Raw genomic sequence first — 23943 nt, 5'->3', positions numbered from 1 at the left:
CCCCCGCGCTGCGGAGGAAGTGGCCCCGTCTGCGCTGCGAAGGAAGTGGCGCGTCCGCGCTACGCGCGCGAGTCGCGCGGCTTATCTCCCTCCCCCGCATCGCGGGGGAGGGCTGGGGTGGGGGCGCTGTTCGCGGCAAGCCCAGCCTCACCCGATGCCTGCGGCGTCGACCTCCCCCCAGGTGACGCGCGCGCGCCGTTACGCTGCGCCGGCCACGCGCCCGCGCCGCGCGCGTTCGAGGTGCACCAGCAGCAGCGAGATCGCCGCTGGGGTCATGCCCGGGATGCGCTGGGCCTGACCGACAGTCAACGGCCGCACCTGGCCGAGCTTCTGCACGATCTCCGCCGACAGCCCACGCACACCCGCATAGTCGAAGCCGTCCGGGATCGCCGTGCCTTCCTGACGCTGTTGACGTTCGATCTCCACGCGCTGGCGCTCCAGATAGCCGGAGTACGTCGCCTCGATCTCCACCTGCTCGGCGATCTGCGCATCCATCACGCCGGGCCCGATGCCCGCCACGCGCATCAGCGTCGGGTAATCGAGCCCGGGGCGGCGCAGCAGGTCGATCGCGTTGCTCTCCCGGCGCAGCTCGATGCCCAACGTCTCGACGGCGGCCCGGCCCAACGCGTTGTGCGGCGATGCCCACAGCCCGCGCAGGCGCGCGGTCTCGCGCTCGAGCCCCTCGCGCCGGGCGTCGAAGCGTCGCATGCGCGCATCGTCCACCACGCCCAGCTCGCGGCCGATGCCGGTCAGGCGCAGGTCGGCATTGTCCTCGCGCAGCTGCAGCCGGTACTCGGCGCGGCTGGTGAACATGCGGTACGGCTCCTTCGTGCCGTGGGTGATCAGGTCGTCGATCAGCACGCCGATGTAGGCCTGGTCGCGGCGCGGGGTCCAGGCATCGAGGCCCCGCACGTGGCGCGCGGCGTTGAGGCCGGCGATCAGGCCCTGCGCGGCGGCTTCTTCATAGCCGGTGGTGCCGTTGATCTGCCCGGCGAAGAACAGCCCCGCCACCGCGCGCGTCTCCAGCGACGCCCGCAGCCCGCGCGGGTCGAAGAAGTCGTACTCGATCGCGTAGCCGGCGCGGGTGATGTGCGCCTGCTCGAAGCCGACGATGCTGCGCACCAGCGCCAACTGCACGTCGAACGGCAAGGACGTCGAAATGCCGTTGGGATAGATCTCGGCGACGTCCAGGCCCTCGGGCTCGACGAAGATCTGGTGGCTGTCCTTGTCGGCGAAGCGCACCACCTTGTCCTCGATCGACGGGCAGTAGCGCGGCCCGATGCCTTCGATCTGGCCCGAGAACATCGGCGAGCGATGCAGCGCGCCGCGGATGATCTGGTGAGTGCGCTCGGTGGTGCGGGTGATCCAGCACGGCACCTGGCGCGGGTGGTCGGCCTGCGAGCCGAGGAAGGAGAACACCGGGCGCGGATCGTCGCCGGGCTGGATCGCCATCGCGTCGTAGTCGAGCGTGCGGCCGTCGATGCGCGGCGGGGTGCCGGTCTTGAGCCGATCGACGACGAACGGGCGCTCGCGCAGGCGCTGGGCGAGCGTGGTCGCCGGCGGATCGCCCGCACGCCCGCCCGCCGACTGGGCTTCGCCGACATGGATGCGACCGCCAAGAAACGTGCCGGCCGTCAGCACCACGGCCGGCGCGTCGAAGCGCAGGCCGGTCTGGGTGATGGCACCGCGGACCGCGTCGCCCTCGATGACGAGGTCGTCGACGGCCGACTGGAAGATCGTCAGGTTCGGCTGCGCCTCGACGGCCCGACGCACGAACGCACGGTAGAGATTGCGGTCGGCCTGGCAGCGGGTGGCGCGCACCGCCGGACCCTTGGAGGCGTTGAGCCGCCGCCACTGGATGCCGGCAGCGTCGGCGGCGCGGGCCATGACCCCGCCCAGGGCGTCGATCTCGCGCACCAGGTGGCCCTTGCCGATGCCGCCGATCGCCGGGTTGCAGCTCATCACGCCGATGGTCTCGACGTTGTGGGTCAGCAGCAGGGTGCGGGCGCCGGCACGCGCGGACGCGAGCGCCGCTTCGGTGCCGGCGTGGCCGCCGCCGACGACGATGACGTCGTAGCTATGGAAGTCGTTGGGCATCGACGGATTATCCGGCAGGTCGGCCGCCGCCGGCGAGCCGGTGCTTGGCACGATTTCTGCGTACGTTAGAACTGCACCCGGGACGGCGAGCGTCTGAAAGGGGGGCGCGGCTGGAGATTGGAACAGGGCCGGCCATGTACGTCCCGGGGAAGCGCGGGGCCGGATGTCGGGGGACATCCGGCCCCTTTTTCATTGGCTCGTCGCGCTACACACGCATCGTGCGCGGCAGAGCGAAGAGCCGACGCCCGGCGGAGGGCGGAACAGGGGGGATCCGAGAGTCCCCCGCCGGGCATCGACAGTCGTATGACCTTTTCGTCGCAAACCGACGCAATCGGTCAGGCGGGGCCAAGCTTCGCCCGGGAATGCCAAAGGCGCAAGCCCCAATGCAGGCCGACTTCCCGGAATGGGCCGGAGTTCACGAAAGCCGCCAAGCGCAGCAAAACCGGGAGGACCGGGAAAACCGGGGTCAGAGGCGCTTTTCGCCTAGACATCGCGCCATGTCGTCAGCAACGCATGCGCGAAAAGCGACTCTGACCCCGGTTTTTGGGCCGATCAGGGGATGCGCTGGTCGGGGCGGCGGTAGCCGGCGCGCTCGCGTGGGGCCGGGCGCGGGGTGTCGCTGCTCGGCGGACGGCTCGGGGGACGCTGCTCCGGCGGGCGCGCCTGCGGTGGCGGGCGGTAGCCCGGACGCGGGCCGCTGTGGCCGGGACGGCCGTCGCCGCCGCCGGGGCGGCCGCCCCAGTGCCCACCCGGGCGACCCGGGCGATCGGTGTCGGGGCGTCCGGGCCGATCCGGGCGGCCGACACCGGGTCGGCCATCGCCCCAGCCCGGGCGGCCAGGCCCGTGGCCGTGCGGCGGCCGGTATCCGGGTCGTCCGTGTCCGTACCCAGGGCGACCGGGCACGACCGGGCGCACGATCACCGGCGGCGGCCGGTAGTAGCCGCCGCCGTAGTCATACCCGTAGGGCCGGGTGCCGTAGTACGGCGCGCCGTACCCCGCACCGCCGTACCAGCCCGAATAGCGGCCATAGCCGACGCTGCCATAGGGCGCGCCATAGCTGCGATACACCGTGCCGGGCGCGCCGTAGTAGTAGTCGCCGCTGCCGCCGCGGTAGCCATAACTGGCGCAACCTGCGAGGGTGAGACAGGCGACGAGGATCAATCCCTTGCGGATCATGGCGGTCCCCCGGTCGATAAGGGGTCCAGCTTCGGCCGCGCCCATTGAATCGGCCCTTAAGGGCGCCGGTCCGCCACGCGACACGGTCAGGTTGGATCGTGAATCCGCAAGGCCGCTCGGCTACGCTGTCGCGATGCATGCCGCCCTGCCCTTGCCCGACGCCAACGCCCTGCTCGCCGCAGCTGCCCGGCTCGCGCCGGTCGCCCATCTCACACCGGTGCTGCGCAGCCGGGTGATCGACGCAGCCGCCGGTTGCGCGCTGCATTTCAAGGCCGAACATCTGCAGCGCGCAGGCGCGTTCAAGTTCCGCGGCGCCTGCAATGCGGTGCTGGCTCTGGACCCTTCGATCGCGGTGCGCGGGGTGGTCACCCATTCGTCCGGCAATCACGGCGCAGCACTCGCCCTGGCCGCGCATCTGCGCGGCATCGCCTGCCATGTCGTGGTGCCCGAGGGTGCGGTGGCGACCAAGCTGGCGGCGATCGCCAGCTACGGCGCGGTGTTGCACCACTGCGCGCCGACGCTGGCCGACCGCGAGCGCGCCTGCGAACAGGTCCGCGCACAGATCGGCGCCACACTCGTGCATCCGTATGCCGATACGCAGGTGATCGCGGGCCAGGGCACGGCCGCACTCGAACTGCTGCATGCGGCCGGGCCACTCGACGATCTGGTGGTGCCGGTCGGCGGCGGCGGGCTGGCGGCCGGTACCGCGTTGGCGATCGCGCACGCCGCGCCGCAGACCCGGCTGGTGCTGGCCGAGCCGCGCGGCGCCGACGACACCCTGCGCTCGCTGCAGCAGGGCACGCGTGTACACGACCTGGTGCCCGATACGGTCTGTGACGGCCTGCGCGGGCTGCTGGGCGCGCCGAACTTCGAGATCCTCTCGCGCCACGGTATCGAGCGCGGCCAGCCGGTCGAGGTGCTGGCGGTCGACGATGCCGACACCGTGGCTGCCGCACGGCGGATCGCCGTGCACACCAAGCAACTGGTCGAGCCGTCGTCGGCCATCGCGCTGGCCGCGGTGCTGGGCGCGCCGGCGCGCTTCGCCGGCCGTCGCGTCGGCATCGTGCTCAGCGGCGGCAACGTCGATCCGGACCAGCTGCCGTGGCGGCCATGAGCCAGCGGCGTCGACGTCGCCCGCTGCTGCGCCTGTGCGTCTGGATCGCGCTGCTGCTGGTCGCCTGGCTGGCCGGCGTCGCGGGCTGGATCGTGCATGTGGGCAGCCGCGACGAGGCCGGGCCGGCGGACGCGATCGTGGTGCTGGGCGCGGCCGCCTATGACGCGGTGCCCTCGCCGGTGTTCGAGGCGCGCATCGACCATGGCCTGGATCTCTACCGCGCCGGCCATGCGCCGGTGCTGATCTTCACCGGCGGCTACGGCGGCGCCAAGGCGCGGTTCTCCGAGGCGCAGGTCGCACGCCGCTATGCGTTGCGCCGCGATATCCCGGCCTCGGCGATCCTGACCGAGTCGCGCTCGCGCACCACGGTCGAGAACCTGGTCGAAGCGCAGCGGCTGATGCGCGAGCACGACCTGCATCGGGTCATCGTGGTGAGCGACCCGCTGCACATGGCGCGCGCCCTGCGCGCCAGCCGCCGACTCGGCATCGACGCGCTCGGTTCGCCGACCCCGTCGACGCGTTTTCGCACCTTCCGCACCCAACGCGAGTTCCTGCTGCGCGAGGTGTACTTCTTCCACCGCGATCTCTACGAGTCGATCGTTCGCAAGCTAGCTGCATGACCGAAACCCATTCGGCCGCGGTACTCGCGCTGGTTGAAGGCAGCGACAACTCGAGCACCGGCGCGCAGATCGTCTGAGGCGCGACGCACACGCGCGCTCCACGCACCGGGCGTTGTGGGTCAATCGCCGGCTTCGCTGTGGCCCGCAGATGCGTGTCGATCGACCGCGCCGCCGCTGAACGTCACGCGCGAGGATCGGCGCCGCCCCTTTGACATACGCAACGTATGTGAAAGATGATCCGCATCCCAATCCCACTGACCCGTCGCGATGCCGCGCCAGACCCGCCAGGCCATGATGGCGCAGACCCGTGCACTGCTGATTGCCAGCGCGCGTCAGGCGTTCGCACAGGTCGGCTATGCGCAGACCTCAATGGATGCGTTCACCGCCAAGGCAGGCCTGACGCGGGGCGCGCTCTATCACCACTTCGGCAGCAAGGAAGGGTTGCTGCGCGCGGTGGTCGAGCAAATCGAGGGCGAGGTCGCGCTGCGCCTGGAGGCCATCGGTGCAGCCGCCGGCACGCCCCTGGAGGGGTTCCGGCGCCGGTGCTGCGCTTACCTGGAATTCGCACTCGAACCGGAGATCCGACGAATCGTGCTGCAGGACACCCGCGCAGTCTTTGGCGATGTCCCGGCGGCCGCGCAATCGGCGGCCATCCTCACGCTCGAAACGGCGCTGCATACGCTGGTGGACGCGGGCACCATAGCGCCCGTGGCGGCCCCCGCCGCGGCGCGAATGATCTACGGCGCGGTCACTGAAGCTGCGTTCTGGATCGCCGAGTCAGACGACGCCCAGGCAGACCGCCTGGCGGAGGCGCTGCGAACACTCCATCGCGTGCTCGACGCGATCCTTCTCCCCCCGCCCCAAGGGCCGATTCGATGATGCAATGGTCGAACACCGCGACGCGCTTCGGCGCGATCGCCAAGCTGTTCCACTGGACCACCGCGGCCGCGTTCATCGGCGCCTACCTTGTGGTGTACGTCGTGATCTGGTGCATGGACGACACCTCGCCGGCCTCGTTGCCCGTCCTCAACATCCACTGGGCGCTCGGCTTGCTCGTCGGCTTCCTGGTCCTCCCTCGCTTGCTGTGGCGGGCGTGCAATGTCACGCCCGCCCCACCGGCGGCCTCGCGGGCCGAGCACTGGCTTGCCGAAACCGCGCACTGGCTGCTCTACGCCTGCATGATCGTCATGCCGCTCACCGGTTATCTCGGCACCGGGGCGCCGACCGACTTCGGCCTGTTCGTGGTGCCTGGCTTCAACGAGACCGCCGCTTTCCAGTGGCTGTCATCGACATGGCAGCTATCGTGGGAGGCCTTCGAGGCGCCGATCGACGTGATCCACCACGCGCTGGGCAAGTGGGTGGTCTGGGTGATCGTGCTCGGCCATGTCGCAGCCGCCCTGCATCACCACTGGATCCGCCGCGACGACGTGCTGTTGCGCATGTGGCCCGGTGCTCGTAGCGGACGCGCGACGCGCCGCTGACCCGTCCCGCGTCGGCGCACCGTCGATGGCGAAGCAGGCCGCCGCGGGCGTCAGCGCGCAGGCTGGCCGTCGGCCACCAGGGTCAGGCCCTCGGCCAGCAGCCAGCGGGTCGCGAGCACGCGCTGGGGCTGCGGCTGGTCCTTGAGCACGTCGACCATCTGCCGGAATGCGCGGCAGCGCCCTGCCCGGCTGGCCTCGTCGGTCCCGGTCGAAGTGAGCCCGAGCATGAAGCCGTCGTGCAGCAGCGTCGCGGTCACCGCCGCGGCGCGCAGCACCTGTTGCGCGGCGGCCGGATCGAAGGCCTGCGGCTGACCTTGCAGGCCGGTCAGCGCGACGTTGGTGAAGGCATTGGCGAAGCGATTGCGGCTGGCCGGTCCGAGCCGGTCGACGGTGCGCTGGAACGCGGCCAGGTCGCGCGCAGCGTCGGGCTCGAACAGATCGCACAACGCCCGCGCTTCGCCGGGTTCGCGCGAGGCGTGCAGGACCGCCTGGAACAGCCCGTCGATGGCCTCGGGCGCGGCGCGCCGCAGGACATCGCTGCCCGTCGACAGCACCGCGGTGGCATCGATCTGCGACAGGTCGATCTCGTACTGCTGCGCGGACGCCGGCAACGCCGGCAGCCACAACGCGGTCAACAGCAGCACAGCGGTCGGGCGCCAGCGCATCAAGGCATCCACGTAGCGGGAAGGAGGCGCCGAGTCTAGGCGGTGGCGTGCGGCGGCGGATGAACGCCGCGCTCAGGCGCCCATGTAGCGCCCGGGCCGGTGGTTGAACAGCAGCACCAGGTTGAGCACCAGCACGCCGAGCGCCGAGTACAGCACTTTGGAGGGCGGCAGTACGGTCAGCGAGACCAGCATCAGCACCGCGTCGAAGCCCAGCTGCAGCTTGCCCGCACTCCAGCCGCGGCTGCGCTGCAGCCAGACCACCACGATGCCCACGCCGCCCAGGCTGGCGCGGTGGCGGATGAACGACAGGATCCCCATGCCGACCAGCGCACCGCCAAACACCGCCGAGAACAGCGGCGTCATCGAGTCGAACGGTGCCATGCGCGGGATCACGTCGGCGACGACGCCGGTCACGCCGACCGCGAGGAAGGTCTTGAGGGTGAACTCCCAGCCCATGCGCCGCACCGCGATCCAATAGAACGGCAGGTTGAGCAGCACGAACAACAGGCCGAAATGCGCACCGGTCGCGTAGTGCGCCAGCAGCGCCATGCCGGCCACGCCCCCGACCATCAGGCCGCCGGTGGCCAGGATCGACATCCCCAGCGCACTGACCAGGCTGGCCAGGATCAGGCCCTGCACATCTTCGGCGACGGTATGGCGCTGCGGCAGCGGCGCCGGGGCGGCCACGGCCACGGCCGCGGCCACCTCGGCAGCGTCGGGCACGGGGTCGAAAGCGCCAGGGCGGGAATTGGCGGACACAGAAGGGAGATCCGGATATTGTTGCAGCGCAGCATAACGCTTGCGAGCCATCGTCGTCATTGCGCGCGGCACCCCGCCCGCGTCGTGGCGGGACCCATGCCACCGCAGGCGCGCCCTGGTGCGCCCGGCTACGCGGGTGCGATGACGTCCCGGGCGTAACGGGCCGGCGAGACGCCGACATGCCGCGTGAACGCCGTGCCGAAGGTGTTGGCGGTCGCGTAGCCGACGCGCTCGGCGACCTGGTCGAGACTGAAGCCCGCGCCGCGCAGCAGGCGCTTGGCCAGCGCCATGCGCCAGGTCAGCAGGTAGGCCATCGGCGCCATCCCGACCACGCGGGTGAAGCGCGCGAAGAACGCCGAGCGCGACAGCGCGGCCTCGGTCGCGAGTTCGGCGACGGTCCAGGGGTGCCGGGGCCGGGCATGCAGCGCGCGCAGCGCCGCCGCGAGCCGCTCGTCGGCCAAGCCCCGCGCCAGCCCGGAGGCCTCGCCGGCATCGCCGCGGCCGCGCAGGGCTTCGATCAACAGCACCTCGAGCAGGCGCTCGAGCACGACCTCGCGCGCCGGCCGATGCGCGCGCGCCTCCTCGCCGACCAGGTGCACCAGCGCGGCCAGCCGCGGGTCGTCGCGCACGTGCACGACCCCAGGCAGCAGCGAGACGAGAAGCCCTGCGTCGGGCGCCGCGAACTGGCAGTAGCCGATCTGGACGCGCAGATCGACCGGCGCCTCCGGTCGCCCGATGCGCACCAGGCCCTCGCGCACCTGCACCGGCACGGTGGCCGCGACCGCGTCGGCCGCGTCAGGCACGGCGCTGGTGGCCACCAGCGCGTGCATCGCCGGCGCCAGCAGGAAATCGCCCGCCTGCAGGGCGATCGTCGGGCCATCGTCGACCGACAGCCCGCAGGCGCCCTCGAGGACGGCGGCATAGAACGGCTCGCCGGTGCCGTCGCGATGGATGCGCCACGCGCCAGCGCCCTCGAGTAGTTTCGAGAACCGTGCGGCCGGTTGCAGCAGGCCCACGACCTCGGACAGCGGATCGACCATGCAGGACGCTCGGCGTGGAATGGGCGACGTTCGATTCTAGAGGGTCCGGCTGCCGCGCCCTATCGTCGAGGCTCCTTCCCCCAGACAGGCATCGCCCATGTCCACCGTCCTGATCACCGGCTGTTCCTCCGGCTTCGGCTTGCACACCGCGCAGTGGTTTCTCGACCGCGGCTGGCAGGTCGTGGCGACGATGCGCACGCCGCGCGCCGATGCACTGCCGGCATCCGACCGGCTGCGCGTGCTGCCGCTCGATGTCACCGATGCCGACAGCATCGCGCGGGCGGTCGACGCCGCCGGGCCGATCGATGCGCTCGTCAACAATGCCGGCTTCGGCGCGCCCGCCCCGATCGAGCTGACGCCGGCCGATGTCGCGCTGTCGCTGATGCGCACCAACGTCCTGGGCACGCTGGCGATGACGCAGGCGGTGCTGCCGCAATTCCGCGAACGCGGCGCCGGCGTCGTGGTCAACGTCAGTTCGTCAGTGACGCTGCGGCCGCTGCCGCTGTTGGGCGTCTATCGCGCCAGCAAGGCAGCGGTCGAGGCGATGACCGAATCGCTGGCCGTCGAGGTCGAACCACTGGGCATCCGCGTGCGGCTGGTCCTGCCCGGCCGGGCACCGGAGACGCGCTTCGGCGAGAACGCACGCGCGTACCTGCGCGGCGTCGACCATCCTGCGTACGGACCGCTGGTCGAGCGCATAGTCACCGGCTTCCGCGAGACCGGCGGCCCGGTCACCCAGGCCTCGGACGTGGCCGAGGCGATCTGGCGGGCGACGACCGAGCCCGGGACGCCGATGCGGATCGCGGCCGGCGCCGATGCCGAGGCCTGGATCGCCGAGGCCGGTTGAGCCTGCGCCGGCGGCGCGGCGTCAGTCGCGTCGCCGGCGGACCGGGATCGCGCTGGCCGGGAACCGCGCGAGTTCCTCGCCGCCGTCGCGGATCGGCGCCCCCGGCTGCGGCGCCCAGGCCATCGCGGTGATCCATTCCCAACTCGCCGGCAGGCCGTCGGCCTCGCGGAACTGTTCGTAGTGCGCCGCGGCCGCGGCGAAACGCGCGCGTCCGGTCAACGCACGACGGCGACCGGCCAGCGCGTTGGTCGCACCGACCGCGCGCAGCTCGCGCATCAGCGCGGCCATGTCGGGGTGATGGTGGACGGCGACCTCGCGGTCGAGCACCGGATTGCGGAAGCCGGCCTGCATCAGCGCGTCGCCGAACTCGGCGATCGACGCGAACGGGCTGACGTGCGGCACCTCGTCGGCATGGCCGAAGGCCTCGCGCAGTTCGATCAGCGTCTGCGGGCCGAAGGTCGAACACAGCAGCAGGCCGTCGGGGCGCAGCACCCGACGAAAGCCGGCAAACGCGGCTGCCAGGTCCTCGACCCATTGCAGCGACAGGTTGCAGAACAGCACGTCGACGCTGTCCTCGGCGATCGGCAGTGCGCGCAGATCGGCGCAGACCCGGTCGACGGGGCGCTGCAGGCCGAGGCGGTCGCGCCAGCCGGCGCGCACCGGCGCCTGCTGCAGCATCGGCAAGGCCAGGTCCACCGCCACGATGCGCGCCTTGGGCCAGCGCGCGCGCATCGCCAGCGCGGCATGCGCCGGGCCGCTGCCGACATCGAGCACGCAGCCGGGCACGCGGTCGTCGAGATAGTCCAGCGACTCGAGCAGATGCGCCTCGACCTGCCGTTGCAGAGCGGCGGCGCCGGCGTAGCTCGACGAGGCGCGCGAAAACGCCCGGCGGACGTAGGTGCGATCGAAGATGGCGGTCATGGGGTCGGCGATTCGGGGGCGGGGAAACGGCGCGCGCTAGGCCGCGGCCGTGGACAGGAACGCGAGCAGATGCTCGGCCACGGCATCGGCGTGAGTCAAAAACGGCGCGTGGCCGGCGTGCGCGATCGTGTGCGCCTGCGCGCCGGGGGCCTGCGCAGCGGCCGCGTGCATCGCCTGCGGGTCCACCAGCCGGTCGCGCCGACCGGCCAGCCACAGGCTCGGCACGGTGAGCCCGGGCAGTGCCGCACGCAGGTCGACGCTGCGCAGCAGCTGCAGCCCGTCGACGAGCGCATGCGCGGCCGGCTCACCGCGCGCGAAGACTTCGGCGCGCAGCGCGCGCACCTCGCCGCGCGCATCGTCCGAGCCGAAGGCTTCCAGCGCGATGAAGCGGTCGAGCGTGCCGCGGTAGTCCTCGCGCAGGCCGCGCGCGAAGTCGCGGAAGACCTCCGGCGCCATGCCGTGGGTCCAGTCTTCGCCGCGCACGAAGCGCGGACTGGCGCACAGCATGGCCAGTGCGGTCGCCGTGCCCGGGCGGCTCGCCGCAGCCTGTAGCGCGAACAATCCACCGAGCGACCAGCCCAGCCACGGCGCTGGCGGCAACCGCGACGCAAGCGCATCGACCACCGGGGCGAGCGCCAGCGGCACGGTGGCCTCGCGGCTGCGTCCATGACCCGGCAGGTCCACGCAGTAGACGGTGCGGTGGGCGCGCAGGCGCGCGACCAGCGGCGCGAACACGCCGCCATGCATCGCCCAGCCGTGCAGCAGCACCAGCGGCGGCCCGTCGCCGCCGACCTCGATGTGCAGGCCACTGCCGTCGTCGGGCAGCGTGGCCGCGGGGGGCATGTCGTGCATCGTCGGTGTGCCTGCGTGGGTCATGCGCCCTTGTCCCCGCGCAGCGCGCGTGTGCGGCGCGGGCTGCTGGCCGCCGGGCGTGCGACCAGCAGCGCGAACGCGACGATGCCGCCGGTCACCACCAGCGCGCCGATCAGCGCCCGGCCCTGCGGCCAGGCCTCGTGCAGGAACAGCGCGCCCAGCAGCGCGGCGAACAGCAGTTCGGCCGCCTGCATCGCTTCGGCCGCGCCGAGCGCGACCGGGTTGTGCCGGACCATGCCGGTGGCCTGGAAGAACAGGATCGTTGCGATCACGCCGGCGCTCAGCGCCACGCCCGCCGCCAGCCAGACCTGCGACAGCGCGGGCGGGCCGGCCTGGTGCCAGGCGAAGGCCGCCACCACCAGCCACAACGGCTGGCTGGCCAGCGTCAGACCGAACACGCGCTGGGTCGCGCTGAGGTCCTCGCCGGTGCGCTCCAGGTGCAGCAACAACAGGCGGTTGCCCAGTGGATAGGCGATCGCCGCGGTCAGCACGCAGGCCAGCGCGATCCAGCCCGCCGCATCCAGGCCCGCGCCGCCGTGGCCGAACTGCATCAGCAGCACGCCGACCAGGATCGCCGCCGCCACCGCCAGCGCGGCCGGCGGCACGCGGCGACGGGCGTCGCGATAGAGCAGCGGCGCGCACAACATGCCGGCGATCACAGTGAACTGGAAGCTGCCCGCCACCAGCCACGCCGGGCCGCTGGACGCGGCGAACGAGAGCATGCAATAGAACACCAGGAAGCCGATCGCGCTACAGCGCAGCCACGCCCACGGATGCGCGGCGATCGCACGCAGGACCGGCGCGGTGCCGCCCTGCCACGGCATCAGCGGCAGCAGCAGCGGCAGGGTGATGAAGTAACGCAGGCAGGCGGTCCAGGCCCAGTGGCCGCCGCCGCTGGCGCTGGCGCGGTTGAGCACATAGGTCAGCGTGAAGAACAGCGCCGAAGCGAGTGCGATCGCCACCGCCAGCAATGCGCGGCGGGTGTCTTGGGGCTGCGTGCTCATGCCGGGATCGCAGACGCTGTCGGTGCCAGCGTATCGCGCGCAGCGGCGAGCGCATCGACCAGCGCGTCGATCTGGGCGTCCTCGTGGGTCGCGGCGAGCGTGATGCGCAGTCGTGCCTGGCCCTCGGGCACGGTCGGCGGGCGGATCGCCGCGACCCAGAAGCCGGCCGCATCGAGGGCCTGCGACAGCGCGAGCGCGGTCGCGTTGTCGCCGCAGCACAGTGGCTGGATCGGTGTGTCGGACGGCATCAGGTCCAGGCCCGCGCGCGCGGCGCGTTCGCGCAAGCGCTGCACCAGCGCGCCCAGCCGCTCGCGGCGCCAGTGCTCGTGGCGCGCCAGCCGCACCGCGGCCAGCGTCGCGGCGGCCTGCGCCGGCGGCAGTGCGGTGGTGTAGACGTAGGGCCGCGCGGTTTCGGCCAGGTGCGCGACGAGGTCGGTATCGCCGGCCACCACCGCGCCGTAGCCGCCGAGCGCCTTGCCCAGCGTCAACAACTGCAGCGGCACCGCGTCGACACCGAGGCCGGCCTGGGCGACGCTGCCGCGGCCATCGGGCCCGCACACGCCGATGCCGTGCGCGTCGTCGACGTACAGCAGCGCCTGCTGCGCCTGCGCGACCGCGGCCAGTGCACGCAATGGCGCGATGTCGCCGTCCATGCTGAAAACGCCGTCAGTGGCCACCAGCGCCGCGCCGCCCGGCAGGCCCTGCAACTGGCGCAGCGCGCCTTGCGCGTCGCCGTGCGGGTAGCGGCGCAGCCGGCAACCGGCCAGCCGCGCAGCGTCGATCAGGCTGGCGTGGTTGAGCCGGTCCTGCACGCAGGCATCGTCCTCGCCCAGCAGCGCCTGCAGCACCGCGAGGTTGGCCGCAAAGCCGCTGCCCAGCAGCAACGCCGCCGGCACCTGCAGCCAGTCGGCGACCTCGCGCTCGAGCGCGACATGGCGGGCGTGATGACCGCAGACCAGGTGCGAGCCGCCACTGCCGACGCCGTCCTCAGTCGCCGCATCGCGCAGCGCCGCCGCCACCCCCGGATGCTGGGCAAGGCCGAGGTAGTCGTTGCCGCAGAAGTTCAGCAGCCAGCGGCCATCGACCTCGCAGCGCATGCCGTCGCGGCGCGCGACCGTGCGCCGCCGTCGGCGGGCGTGGCGGGCCTCGCGCGCCAGCCGCGCCGCGCGCGCGCGTTCGCGCAGGTCGGGCCGCTCAGGCGACATCGCCGCCCGCGTCCGCGCGTGCCGACGTCATGCCGCGCAGCTCGCCGGGTGCTGCGGCAGTTCGATGATGTCGGCGTGCACGGTGCCCGGGTGGTCGTGATCGGCGGCATCGACCATCACCTGCATCGGCCGCAGGCCCAGGCGCGCGAACAGCGCCAGGTCGCGCTCGGTGTCGGGGTTGCCGGTGGTCAGCAGCTGCTCGCCGTAGAAGATCGAGTTCGCGCCGGCCAAAAAGCACATCGCCTGCAGCTCGTCGCTCATGTCCTGGCGCCCAGCCGACAGCCGCACCATCGAGCGCGGCATCAGGATCCGCGCGACCGCGATCGTGCGCACGAAGTCGAATGGGTCGATCTGCTCGGTGCCATGCAGCGGGGTGCCTTCGACCTGCACCAGCCGGTTGATCGGCACCGAGTCGGGATGCGCCGGCAGGTTGGCCAGCGTGCGCAGCAGACCGGCGCGCTGGCGGCCACTCTCGCCCATGCCGACGATGCCGCCGCAGCAGGTCTTCAGGCCCGCCTCGCGCACGTGCTCGAGGGTGTCGAAGCGGTCCTGCAATTCGCGCGTGCGGATGATCGCGTCGTAGTACTCGGGGTCGGTGTCGATGTTGTGGTTGTAGTAGTCCAGGCCCGCGTCCTTGAGCGCGCGCGCCTGCTCGCCGCTGAGCATGCCCAGCGTGGCGCAGGTCTCCAGGCCCAGCGCTTTGACCTCGCGGATCATCGCCGCGACCTTCGGGATGTCGCGGTCCTTGGGCGAGCGCCACGCCGCGCCCATGCAGAAGCGGGTCGCGCCGGCGGCCTTGGCCTGGCGCGCCTTCTCCAGCACCGCCTCGGTGGCCATCAGCTTGGTCGCATCGACGCCGGTGTGGTAACGCTGGGCCTGCGGGCAGTAGGCGCAGTCCTCCGGGCAGCCGCCGGTCTTGACCGACAGCAGCGTGCTGACCTGGACCTCGGCCGGATCGAAGTGCTCACGATGCACCTGCGCGGCGCGGAACAGCAGCTCGGTCAGCGGCAGCGCGAACAGCGCCTCGACCTCCGAACGGCTCCAGTCGTGACGCAGGATGGGCTGGCCGGCGGTATCGCGGGCGTGGCTGACAACGGACATGGCGGTTTTCCGACGGTCGCGGCGGGATAGGGCCGGCAGTCTGGAAAGCATGACGCAGGCTGTCAACCAGACGCCGGCCTCGCTGGTTGACGAGCGCCGTGCCCATCGCTGGCTGCGGCGGCTGTTCGCGGCGCGCTGCCTGGTATGCGAGGCACGCGGCGACGACGGCCGCGCGCTGTGCGCGGCCTGCGCGGCGGCGCTGCCGTGGACCGGGCCGGCCTGCGCGCGCTGCGCCGTCCCGCTGGCGGCCGGCGACACGCTATGCGGCGGGTGCCTGCGTCGCCCGCCGCCGCTCGATGCGACCTACGCGGCCTTCGTCTACGGCTTCCCGGTCGACCGCCTGCTGCCGCGGCTGAAGTTCCATCACGACCTCGCCGCCGGTGCCCTGCTCTCGGCATCGATGGCGCGGGCGCTGGCCGCGCGGCCGCGGCCCGACGCGCTGGTGCCGGTGCCGCTGCATCCGGCGCGGCTGCGCGCCCGCGGCTACGACCAGGCGCTGGAACTGGCGCGTCCACTGGCCCGCGCGTTGGCGCTGCCGCTGCGTGCCGACCTGTTGCGCCGGTCCCGGGCGACCGCGCCGCAGTCCCGGCTCGATGCACCGGCGCGGCGCCGCAATGTCCGGGGCGCCTTCGTGGCGACAGCACGTGGCGCGTTGCCTGCGCACGTCGCACTGGTCGACGACGTCATGACCACCGGCGCGACCCTGCACGCGGCCGCGCTGGCGCTGCGTCGCCTGGGCATCGCACGCGTCGATGCCTGGGTCTGCGCGCGGGTGCCGTGAGCGCGGCAGGTAGGATGGGCCGACGTCCCCACACGGTCCTGCCCATGTCGAGAGCACGCCTGCTGCCCCTCCTGCTTGCCCTGTCCGCGCTCGGCGCGCTGTCCGGTTGCGTCGAGCGACCCGCCGAGTCCGCGGTTTCCGAGCGCTATGTCGACATTGAATTGCACCTGGAGCCCGCGCGCGATGCGCCGCCGGGCAGCGAGACGACCCGCGCCTGGACCACCGACGACGGCCGGACGCTTCACCTGCGCCACGTCGATACGATCCCCGGCGCCGATGTCCGCTCGGTCCGCGCCGAGGTCCTCGGCGATCGTCCCGCGATCGTGGTCGAACTCACCCCGCCAGGCGCCGCCCGACTCAAAGCACTGACCACCAACCATATCGCCCGGCAGCTGGGCCTGGTCGCCAACGACAGACTGCTGATCACCGCACGCATCGCCGGCCCGTTCTCTGACGGCTTCCAGGTGTCGACCGACACGCTCGAGGACGCCGAACGCCTGCGTCGCGCGTTGGTGGTCGGCGACGACCGGTAGCTGCCCCCACCCCAGCCCTCCCCCGCAGGCGGGGGAGGGAGCGAAGCGCGCGCACTTTGGGAGAGCGCTCGATTGGACGAGGAGGACTGGATGACGTGCGCAATGCTCCCTTCCCCGCCTGCGGGGGAGGGCTGGGGTGGGGGCGACCGCACGGCCCCGCCGCCAACGTCCGGTCGTCAGCCGCGCAGCGCGCGGGCGTGGTGGGCGATGTGGTCGCCGATGAAGCTGGCGATGAAGTAGTAGCTGTGGTCGTAGCCGGGTTGCATACGCAGCTCCAGCGGATGGCCGGCGGCGGCGCAGGCGGCCTGCAGCAGTTGCGGGCGCAGTTGGCCGTCGAGGAACTCGTCGGCCTCGCCCTGGTCGATCAGCAGCGGCAGGCGCTCGCTCGCGGTGGCCACCAGCGCGGTCGCGTCCCAGGCCTGCCAGGCGGCGCGGTCGTCGCCGAGATACGCCGAGAACGCCTTCTCGCCCCATGGCACCTGGCTGGGCGCGACGATCGGCGAGAACGCCGACACGCTGCGGTAGCGCCCGGGGTGCTTGAGCGCGATCACCAACGCGCCGTGGCCGCCCATCGAATGCCCGCTGATCGCGCGCGCATCGGTGGTCGGGAACTGGGCTTCGATCAGCGCCGGCAGCTCGCGCGCGATGTAGTCGTGCATGCGGTAGTGCGCCGACCACGGCGCCTGCGTGGCATCGACGTAGAAGCCGGCGCCCTGTCCGAGGTCGTAGCCCTCGGCGTCGGCCACGCCCTCGCCGCGCGGGCTGGTGTCGGGCGCGACGACGATCACGCCATGCTCGGCGGCGTAGCGCTGCGCACCGGCCTTGGTGATGAAGTTCTGCTCGTTGCAGGTCAGGCCGCTGAGCCAGTACAGCACCGGCCGCGGGCCGTGCTCGGCCTGCGGCGGCAGATAAACCGCGAACCGCATGGTGCAGCCGAGCGTGTCCGAGGCGTGTTCGTAGACGTCCTGCCAGCCGCCGAAGCTGGCGCGATGTTCGATGCGTTGCATGAGGCGCTCCTGCATGCCGGCCTTAGCCGGCCCGTGTATTGATCAGTGCATCCAGCTGCGAGAGAAGGCGCAGCAACGGTTGTGCGTCAGGCTGGCCGTCGAGATTGCGATAGGCGGCCACCGCCACGTCACTGCGCGTTGGCCATTGGCCATCGGCGCGAGCCTCGTGCAGGCGTGGCAGGAACACCTGCGCCAGCCAATGCTCGAACGGCATCTCGTCAATGCCGAACGGTGAATCCACCGCGCGCGGCGCCCCGACCTCGCCCTCGACCCAGCCCAGCGCGCGCAGCGCCTGCTCGATCGGCTCGACCAGAGGCCGCGCGCGGATCGACCGCACGCGACCCGCGCAGGGCGTCGAACCAGCCCACGCTGCGGCTCAGTAATGGACGACCGAGCGGATCGACTTGCCTTCGTGCATTAGGTCGAAGGCGTCATTGATCGCGTCCAGGCCCATCGTGTGGGTGACGAACGGCGCCAGTTCGATCTCGCCCTTCATCGCATCCTCGACCATGCCCGGCAGCTGCGAACGGCCCTTGACGCCACCGAACGCGGTGCCGAGCCACTTGCGCCCGGTGACCAGCTGGAACGGCCGCGTGCTGATCTCCTGGCCGGCGCCGGCGACGCCGATGATCACGCTCTGGCCCCAGCCGCGGTGCGCGCATTCGAGCGCGGCGCGCATCACGTTGACGTTGCCGATGCACTCGAACGAATGGTCCACGCCCCAGCCGGTCATCTCGACGATCACCTGCTGGATCGGCTGGTCGAAGTCCTTCGGGTTCACGCAGTCGGTGGCGCCGAACTCGCGTGCCAGCTCGAACTTCGACGGATTGGTGTCCACGGCGATGATGCGACCGGCCTTGGCCTGACGCGCGCCCTGGATCACCGCCAGGCCGATGCCGCCCAGGCCGAAAACGGCGACACTGTCGCCTTCCTGCACCTTGGCGGTGTTGTGTACCGCGCCGATGCCGGTGGTCACACCGCAGCCCAGCAGGCAGACGTGCTCGGGGTTGGCGTCGGGATTGATCTTCGCCAGCGAGACCTCGGCGACGACGGTGTACTCACTGAACGTCGAACAGCCCATGTAGTGGTAGATCGGCTCGCCGTTGTACGAGAAGCGCGTGGTGCCGTCGGGCATCACGCCCTTGCCCTGCGTGGCGCGCACGGCGACACACAGGTTGGTCTTGCCCGACTTGCAGAACAAGCACTCGCCGCACTCTGCGGTGTAGAGCGGAATCACGTGATCGCCCGGCTTGACCGAGGTCACGCCCTCGCCCACCTCGACGACGATGCCCGCGCCCTCATGGCCGAGCACCGCGGGGAACAGCCCTTCCGGATCGTCGCCCGACAGCGTGAACGCGTCGGTGTGGCAGACACCGGTGTGGGTGATCTTCACCAGCACCTCGCCGGCCTTGGGCGGCGCGACGTCGATCTCGACGATCTTCAGCGGTTGCCCGGGGGCGAAGGCGACAGCAGCACGGGATTTCATGGCGATGACTCCAGGGAATGTCAGGAAAGGAATGCGCGGGCGATGGGCCGCTCAGCGCAGGTAGGAGCGGACCAGCGCGATGGCGTCGTCGATCGAGGCCTGCCGCCGGTCGGCACTGCTGGCCCCGGCGAGCTCTTCGCGCAGATGACTTTCGAGCACACCGGCCATCAGGCCGTTGACCGCGCCGCGGATCGCGGCGAGCTGCTGGAGCACCGGCGCGCAATCGGTCCCGGCTTCGAGCGCGCGCTCGAGCGCGTCGAGCTGACCGCGCATGCGGCGCACACGGGCGAGCACACGCTTCTTTTCCTCGGGCGAATGGGGCATGGCCGGCCTGCGGACTCGGTACTGGGGTGGAGTATATCGCGATGAATGCGAACTCGTGCAACTCGCCTCGCGCGCGTCTTGAACAATGCTGTGCCCCGGGCCGGACATTGGCGGCTCGAGACGCGCGCGCGACGCATGCCAACGGCGCGCGTCGGCAATACACGGCGAGAAGGGGCTCACACGCAGGGCGCCGATCGCCTCACCACTCGCGCGGGTCGAGCGCCAGCGCCCTGAGGATCGCGTCGCAACCGCGACGTCGACGCTCCCATCGCAGTGCGCCGACGTGGTCGCCCGCGCGACGGAGGCGCGGCTCAACCGGTGTTCTGGATGCCTGCCGCGATGCCGTTGACGGTCGAGATCAACGCACGCAGCAGGTCGTCGTCCTCGCGGTCGGCCACGCGCCAGCGGCGCAGCAGTTCGACCTGCAGCAGGCTGATCGGATCGACGTAGGGGTTGCGCAGGCGGATCGACAGCTGCAGGCGGTAGTCGTCGGCCAGCAGCGTGTCCTGGTCCTTGAGCAGCAGGATCGCGTTGCGGGTGCGGCAGAACTCCGCCGCGATCTCGGGGAAGAACACCGCATGGGCATCGCCGGCCAGCTGCGAGTAGCGCTCGAAGATATCGATGTCGCTCTTGGCCAGCAGCATCTCGACATCGTCGAGCGCAGCGCGGAAGAACGGCCAGTCGCGCGCCATCTCCCTCATCGCTTCGCGACCGTGGCGCTCGATGCCGTGCATGAGCGCGGTGCCCAGGCCGTACCAGCCGGTCAGGCCGGAGCGGTTCTGCGCCCAGGCGAACACCCAGGGAATCGCGCGCAGGTTGGCGATGCCGCCTTCGCGTCGGCGCGAAGGCCGCGAACCGATCTGCAGCCGCTCGATGACATCGATCGGCGTGGCGGCGCGGAAGTAATCGGGGAAGTCCTCGCGCTCGTGCACCATCGCGCGGTAATGCGTACGCGAGACCCCAGCCAGCTCGCCCGCCAGGTCCCGCCAGGCATCCTCGCGCGGGTCGGCCGGGCGCGGACGCAGCGTGGCCTGCAGCACCGCGGCGGCGGTCTGCTCGAGGTTGCGCAGCGCCAGCGCGCGGATGCCGTATTTGCGATGGATCACCTCGCCCTGCTCGGTCACCCGCAGCACGCCGTCGACCGAGCCGCGCGGCGCGGCATGGATCGCGCGTCCGGTCTTGCCGCCACCGCGGCTGACCGAGCCGCCGCGGCCGTGGAAGAAGGCGATGCGCACCCCGGCGGCCTGGGCCAGTGCGGTCAGTTCGACCTGGGTGCGCTGCAGTGCCCAGCGCGAGGCCAGCAGGCCGCCGTCCTTGGCGCTGTCCGAATAGCCGAGCATCACCGTCTGGCGATTGCCGCGCGTAGTCAGGTGCGCCCGATAGCGGGGATCGTCGAACAGCGCGCGCATGACGGCCGGCGCCGCCTCCAGGTCGTCGACGGTCTCGAACAACGGCGCGACGTCGAGCGGCACGTTGCCGTTCTCGACGCAGCCGGCGATGCGCGCCAGCGCCAGCACCGCCAGCGCATCGGCGGCGCTGCGCGCCATCGAGATGATGTACAGGCCGGTCGCGGATTCACCATGACTGCGGCGCAGATCGGTGACCGCATCGAACACGCCCAGCGTCGAGGCGACGGTCGCGTTGGACAGCGCGCCGTTGGCCTTCGGGGGCGCATCGAGCATGGCGTGCAGACGCTCGACGCGCGCCTCGACCTCGAGCGCGGACCAGTCGCTGTCGTCGATGCGGCCGAGCACCTCGTCGTGCACGGCCGAATCCTGGCGCAGATCGAGCGCGGCGAGATGGAAGCCGAACGTACGCACACGCCACAGCAGGCGTTCGAGCGCGAACAGGCCGGCGTGATCGCCACGGTTGCCGCGCAGGCTCGTATCCATCAACACCAGATCGGCGAGGAACGCATCGGCATCCGCGTAGCCGGCGCGGTGATCGGCATCGGTCAGGCGCAGTCGCAGCTGCATCAGATCGAGCAGGCGCCGGTACGGCATGTCGGCATGGCGCGGGTTGAGTGCGGCCTCGGCGTCGGGCAGGCGGCGCCGGTAGTCGTCGACTCGCGCCATGATCGTTTCGTCGATCGTGGCGCGGCCCAGTGTTTGCGTGAGCACATTGCCGAGCCCGCGCAGGTCGCGGCGGTACTGCGCCAGCGCCTGGCTGCGCTGGGCGCCGAGCGCGGCGCGCATGGTGTCGGCGTTGACGTTGGGATTGCCGTCCATGTCGCCGCCGACCCAGGTCCCGAAGCGCAGCACCTGCGGCAGCGCCGGCCGCGTGCCGTAGACGCGTTCGATCGCGTCGCCGAGCGCTTCGTAGAACACCGGCAGTACACGGTAGAGCACATTCGACAGATAGAACCCGACGTGGTCGACCTCGTCGGCGACGGTGGGCTTGCGCGCGGGCGACTCGGAGGTCTGCCAGGCAGACGCGAGTGCCAGCCCGATCCGGGCATCGTCGGCCCGGCGTTCGGTCGGGGTGCGTTCGCGGTCGATGTCGGCGATCAGCCGCTCGACGATCGTGCGCTCCTTTTCCAGCAACACCCGGCGCACCGCCTCGGTGGGATGCGCGGTGAACACCGGCTCGACGTGCAACCGCGAAAGGCAGGCCTGCAGGTCGTCGAGCGTCACGCCATCGTCGTGCAGTGCGCGCACCGCCGCCTCCAAGCCACCGGGCTGCGGCGCGTCGCTGGCGCGCTGGTAGTCGCGGCGACGGCGGATGCGGTGCACACGCTCGGCGAGGTTGACCGCACCGAAATAGGCGGCGAACGCGCGCACCAGCGCCTCGGCATCGTCGGTGGCGACTTGCGACAGCCCCTCGGCCAGCGCATCGACCGGCGTACCGGACTCGCGCCGTGCGATCGCCGCGCGCCGCAGCGCCTCGACGCGCTCGAGCAGCGCCGGCGAGGCTTGTTCGGCGAGCATGTCGCCGACCATCGCGCCGAGTCGGCGGACATCGTCGCGCAGCAGGGTATCGGTACGCGCGAACTCGACTTCGCGCAGCGGCAGGGCGGACTCTCGGGTGGCGTCTGGCGTCATCCCGACAACTTACACAAGCCGGGCCCGTGGTGGGTGACGGCCGCGCGTCAGTAGGCGAACTCGCGGAACACGCGATCGATGTCGCCCTGCCAGGGGCCGTGGTAGAGCGCGAGCTTCTGCTCGGCCGGGGTCTGCCCCGACTCGGCGATCTCGATCAGCGTGTCCAGGAACACGCGCTCGTCCTGGCCGTCGCCGTTGTGGCGGGCGCGACGCTGCAGGCCGGCGGCGGAGATCTTCAGCGCCTCGACCGCGAGATCGCGCAGCGTGCCCGTGCGCCACGGCGTGGCGAGCGCCTGCCGGGGCACCGCGTCGCGCAGCGCGTTGCGCTCGGTGAGCGTGAGGTCGCGCACCAGGTCCCAGGCGGCATCGAGCGCGGTGTCGTCGTAGAGCAGGCCAACCCAGAACGCGGGCAACGCGCACAACCGGCTCCAGGGGCCGCCGTCGGCGCCGCGCATCTCCAGGTACTTCTTGAGCCGCACCTCCGGGAACGCGGTGGTCATGTGATCGGACCAGTCGCGCAGCGTCGGCAGCTGACCGGGCAGCGCCGGCAGCCGGCCGCGCAGGAAGTCGCGGAAACTCTGACCGCTGGCGTCGTGGTAAACCCCATCGCGATAGGAGAAGTACATCGGCACGTCGAGCAGGTAGTCGACGTAGCGCTCGTAGCCGAAGCCGTCCTCGAACACGAAATCCAGCATGCCGGTGCGATCGGCGTCGGTGTCGGTCCAGATGTGCGAGCGGTAGCTGAGAAAGCCGTTGGGCTTGCCTTCGGTGAACGGCGAATCGGCAAACAGCGCGGTCGCCACCGGCTGCAGCGCCAGCGACACGCGGAACTTCTTGACCATGTCCGCTTCGGACGCGTAGTCCAGGTTGACCTGCACCGTGCAGGTGCGGGTCATCATGTCCAGGCCGAGCGTGCCGACCTTGGGCATGTAGTCGCGCATGATCCGGTAGCGGCCCTTGGGCATCCACGGCATCTCGTCGCGCCGCCACTTGGGCTGGAAGCCCATGCCCAGAAAGCCCAGGCCGAGCGCTTCGGCGACCGCGCGCACCTCGCGCAGGTGCGTGTGCACCTCGCTGCAGGTGGCGTGGATGTCGATCAGCGGCGCGCCCGACAGCTCCAGCTGTCCGGCCGGCTCGAGCGTCACCGACGCACCGTCCTTGAGCAGGGCGACAGTGCGGCCGTTCTCGTCGACCGGCGCCCAGCCGAAGCGAGTGAGCCCGGTCAGCAGCGCCTCGATGCCCTGCGGTCCATCGAAGGTCGGCGGGCGCAGGTCGGACAGGCGGAAGCCGAACTTCTCGTGTTCGGTGCCGATGCGCCAGTCGGCGGCCGGCTTCTCGCCCGAGGCCAGCACCTCCACCAGTGCGTTGCGGTCGGTGATCGGCGTATCGGCGACGTGGCTGGGGCTGGACAAGGCGATGATGCTCGGCGGAAATGGCGGGGACAGCCGCAGGCCAGCCGCGGAATCCGCGCACTATACCGGTTGCTTCGGCGGCGATCGTTGAGCGGATCGGGCCGCAGATTTCCGCCGATGCAGCGCTCGCCCCGGCGACGCCGGACGGCTGCCGGGGCGACCGCACGATGCCCGGCGCGTGGCGCGGTCGTATTCACGTCCAGATGAATGTGGGCAGGCGCAGGCGCGTCCGATCATCCGTGACTCCAATCACAGCCAGGCACCGGGTTTGCGCCCATAGTGGTCGCTCGCGATCGCTGCGACATCGTGTCGCACCGCGCTGTCGCACGCCGTATCGGCTGGATGCCAGTCGCCGCATGTCGCGACGCAGGACAGGGAGGTGCTCCGAGGTCATTGCTGTATCGACGCATCGCATTGGCTGCGCGCCGACCGGCATCGATGCCGCATCGCCTTCGA

Annotated in this window: 22 protein-coding genes and 1 pseudogene; 7 read left to right on the top strand and 16 right to left on the bottom strand. The window is 71.5% G+C overall.

Going from position 1 to position 23943, the window contains the following annotated elements:
- Positions 1 to 198 precede the first annotated feature (198 nt).
- Both mnmG and ABE505_RS03660 read right to left on the bottom strand, forming a co-directional pair.
- On the bottom strand, positions 199 to 2097 hold the full coding sequence (gene mnmG, locus ABE505_RS03665; RefSeq protein WP_346441886.1) for a tRNA uridine-5-carboxymethylaminomethyl(34) synthesis enzyme MnmG: 1899 nt from the start codon (positions 2095 to 2097) through the stop codon (positions 199 to 201).
- Between the two features lie 552 nt (positions 2098 to 2649).
- Positions 2650 to 3273 carry a hypothetical protein gene (locus ABE505_RS03660; protein ID WP_346441887.1) on the bottom strand — a complete coding sequence of 208 codons (624 nt, stop codon included), beginning with the start codon at positions 3271 to 3273 and terminating at the stop codon, positions 2650 to 2652.
- Positions 3274 to 3406: 133 nt separating this feature from the next.
- Between ABE505_RS03660 and ABE505_RS03655 the strand changes: the two genes are divergently transcribed.
- From ABE505_RS03655 to ABE505_RS03640, 4 genes are all read left to right on the top strand, one after another.
- The gene (locus ABE505_RS03655; protein ID WP_346441888.1) at positions 3407 to 4387 is read left to right on the top strand and encodes a pyridoxal-phosphate dependent enzyme; all 981 of its coding nucleotides are present in this window, start codon (positions 3407 to 3409) and stop codon (positions 4385 to 4387) included.
- Complete coding sequence (locus tag ABE505_RS03650; RefSeq protein ID WP_346441889.1) at positions 4384 to 5007, top strand: YdcF family protein; 624 nt, start codon at positions 4384 to 4386, stop codon at positions 5005 to 5007. The genes ABE505_RS03655 and ABE505_RS03650 overlap by 4 nt, the downstream gene beginning before the upstream one ends.
- 267 nt (positions 5008 to 5274) lie before the next feature.
- Entirely contained in the window at positions 5275 to 5886 is a 612-nt protein-coding gene (locus ABE505_RS03645) for a TetR/AcrR family transcriptional regulator (protein WP_346441890.1), read from the top strand.
- A complete protein-coding gene (locus ABE505_RS03640; protein WP_346441891.1) occupies positions 5886 to 6488 on the top strand; it encodes a cytochrome b in 603 nt (200 codons plus the stop codon). The genes ABE505_RS03645 and ABE505_RS03640 overlap by 1 nt, the downstream gene beginning before the upstream one ends.
- A 50-nt stretch (positions 6489 to 6538) precedes the next feature.
- Here the strand turns inward: ABE505_RS03640 and ABE505_RS03635 are convergent, their stop codons facing one another.
- The 3 genes from ABE505_RS03635 to ABE505_RS03625 form a co-directional block, all read right to left on the bottom strand.
- Positions 6539 to 7153, bottom strand: coding sequence for a hypothetical protein (locus ABE505_RS03635; RefSeq protein ID WP_346441892.1), 615 nt, complete (start codon positions 7151 to 7153; stop codon positions 6539 to 6541).
- Positions 7154 to 7225: 72 nt separating this feature from the next.
- Positions 7226 to 7858 (bottom strand): YitT family protein, encoded by a 633-nt coding sequence (locus ABE505_RS03630; protein WP_346442078.1) that lies wholly within the window; start codon positions 7856 to 7858, stop codon positions 7226 to 7228.
- A gap of 182 nt (positions 7859 to 8040) precedes the next feature.
- Entirely contained in the window at positions 8041 to 8952 is a 912-nt protein-coding gene (locus tag ABE505_RS03625) for an AraC family transcriptional regulator (protein WP_346441893.1), read from the bottom strand.
- 97 nt (positions 8953 to 9049) lie between these two features.
- Between ABE505_RS03625 and ABE505_RS03620 the strand changes: the two genes are divergently transcribed.
- A complete protein-coding gene (locus tag ABE505_RS03620; RefSeq protein WP_346441894.1) occupies positions 9050 to 9799 on the top strand; it encodes an SDR family oxidoreductase in 750 nt (249 codons plus the stop codon).
- Positions 9800 to 9820: 21 nt separating this feature from the next.
- On the opposite strand, the gene bioC is transcribed toward ABE505_RS03620, so the two are convergent.
- The 5 genes from bioC to bioB form a co-directional block, all read right to left on the bottom strand.
- Complete coding sequence (gene bioC, locus ABE505_RS03615) at positions 9821 to 10720, bottom strand: malonyl-ACP O-methyltransferase BioC (RefSeq protein WP_346441895.1); 900 nt, start codon at positions 10718 to 10720, stop codon at positions 9821 to 9823.
- Between the two features lie 36 nt (positions 10721 to 10756).
- A complete protein-coding gene (gene bioH / locus ABE505_RS03610; RefSeq protein ID WP_346442079.1) occupies positions 10757 to 11524 on the bottom strand; it encodes a pimeloyl-ACP methyl ester esterase BioH in 768 nt (255 codons plus the stop codon).
- Between the two features lie 68 nt (positions 11525 to 11592).
- Positions 11593 to 12597, bottom strand: coding sequence for a multidrug resistance efflux transporter family protein (locus ABE505_RS03605; protein WP_346441896.1), 1005 nt, complete (start codon positions 12595 to 12597; stop codon positions 11593 to 11595).
- Positions 12594 to 13802: an 8-amino-7-oxononanoate synthase gene (gene bioF / locus ABE505_RS03600; RefSeq protein ID WP_346441897.1), complete on the bottom strand. Its 1209-nt coding sequence runs from the start codon at positions 13800 to 13802 to the stop codon at positions 12594 to 12596. Before bioF ends, ABE505_RS03605 begins: the two co-directional genes overlap by 4 nt.
- Before the next feature lie 27 nt (positions 13803 to 13829).
- On the bottom strand, positions 13830 to 14903 hold the full coding sequence (bioB, locus tag ABE505_RS03595) for a biotin synthase BioB (protein ID WP_346441898.1): 1074 nt from the start codon (positions 14901 to 14903) through the stop codon (positions 13830 to 13832).
- A gap of 49 nt (positions 14904 to 14952) precedes the next feature.
- Between bioB and ABE505_RS03590 the strand changes: the two genes are divergently transcribed.
- Positions 14953 to 15684, top strand: coding sequence for a double zinc ribbon domain-containing protein (locus ABE505_RS03590; protein ID WP_346441899.1), 732 nt, complete (start codon positions 14953 to 14955; stop codon positions 15682 to 15684).
- A 44-nt stretch (positions 15685 to 15728) separates the two neighbouring features.
- Positions 15729 to 16217, top strand: a complete 489-nt coding sequence (locus ABE505_RS03585; protein ID WP_346441900.1) for a hypothetical protein — start codon at positions 15729 to 15731, stop codon at positions 16215 to 16217.
- Positions 16218 to 16393: 176 nt separating this feature from the next.
- Here the strand turns inward: ABE505_RS03585 and fghA are convergent, their stop codons facing one another.
- The 6 genes and pseudogenes from fghA to ABE505_RS03555 all read right to left on the bottom strand — a co-directional run bounded on the left by fghA (position 16394) and on the right by ABE505_RS03555 (position 23487).
- Positions 16394 to 17224 carry an S-formylglutathione hydrolase gene (fghA, locus tag ABE505_RS03580; protein ID WP_346441901.1) on the bottom strand — a complete coding sequence of 277 codons (831 nt, stop codon included), beginning with the start codon at positions 17222 to 17224 and terminating at the stop codon, positions 16394 to 16396.
- A gap of 22 nt (positions 17225 to 17246) precedes the next feature.
- Positions 17247 to 17592: pseudogene (locus ABE505_RS03575) on the bottom strand (YqcC family protein).
- Between the two features lie 8 nt (positions 17593 to 17600).
- Positions 17601 to 18710 carry an S-(hydroxymethyl)glutathione dehydrogenase/class III alcohol dehydrogenase gene (locus ABE505_RS03570; protein WP_346441902.1) on the bottom strand — a complete coding sequence of 370 codons (1110 nt, stop codon included), beginning with the start codon at positions 18708 to 18710 and terminating at the stop codon, positions 17601 to 17603.
- Positions 18711 to 18761: 51 nt separating this feature from the next.
- Positions 18762 to 19034, bottom strand: coding sequence for a formaldehyde-responsive transcriptional repressor FrmR (gene frmR / locus ABE505_RS03565; protein ID WP_346441903.1), 273 nt, complete (start codon positions 19032 to 19034; stop codon positions 18762 to 18764).
- Between the two features lie 311 nt (positions 19035 to 19345).
- Complete coding sequence (gene ppc / locus ABE505_RS03560; RefSeq protein ID WP_346441904.1) at positions 19346 to 22075, bottom strand: phosphoenolpyruvate carboxylase; 2730 nt, start codon at positions 22073 to 22075, stop codon at positions 19346 to 19348.
- A gap of 47 nt (positions 22076 to 22122) precedes the next feature.
- Positions 22123 to 23487 (bottom strand): glutamate--cysteine ligase, encoded by a 1365-nt coding sequence (locus ABE505_RS03555; protein ID WP_346441905.1) that lies wholly within the window; start codon positions 23485 to 23487, stop codon positions 22123 to 22125.
- Between the last annotated feature and the right edge of the window lie 456 nt (positions 23488 to 23943).

This window comes from Luteimonas sp. TWI382 (assembly GCF_039674545.1).
In the GTDB taxonomy this organism is placed as follows: Bacteria; Pseudomonadota; Gammaproteobacteria; order Xanthomonadales; family Xanthomonadaceae; genus Luteimonas.
This window is presented reverse-complemented; position numbering and strand designations above follow the sequence as displayed.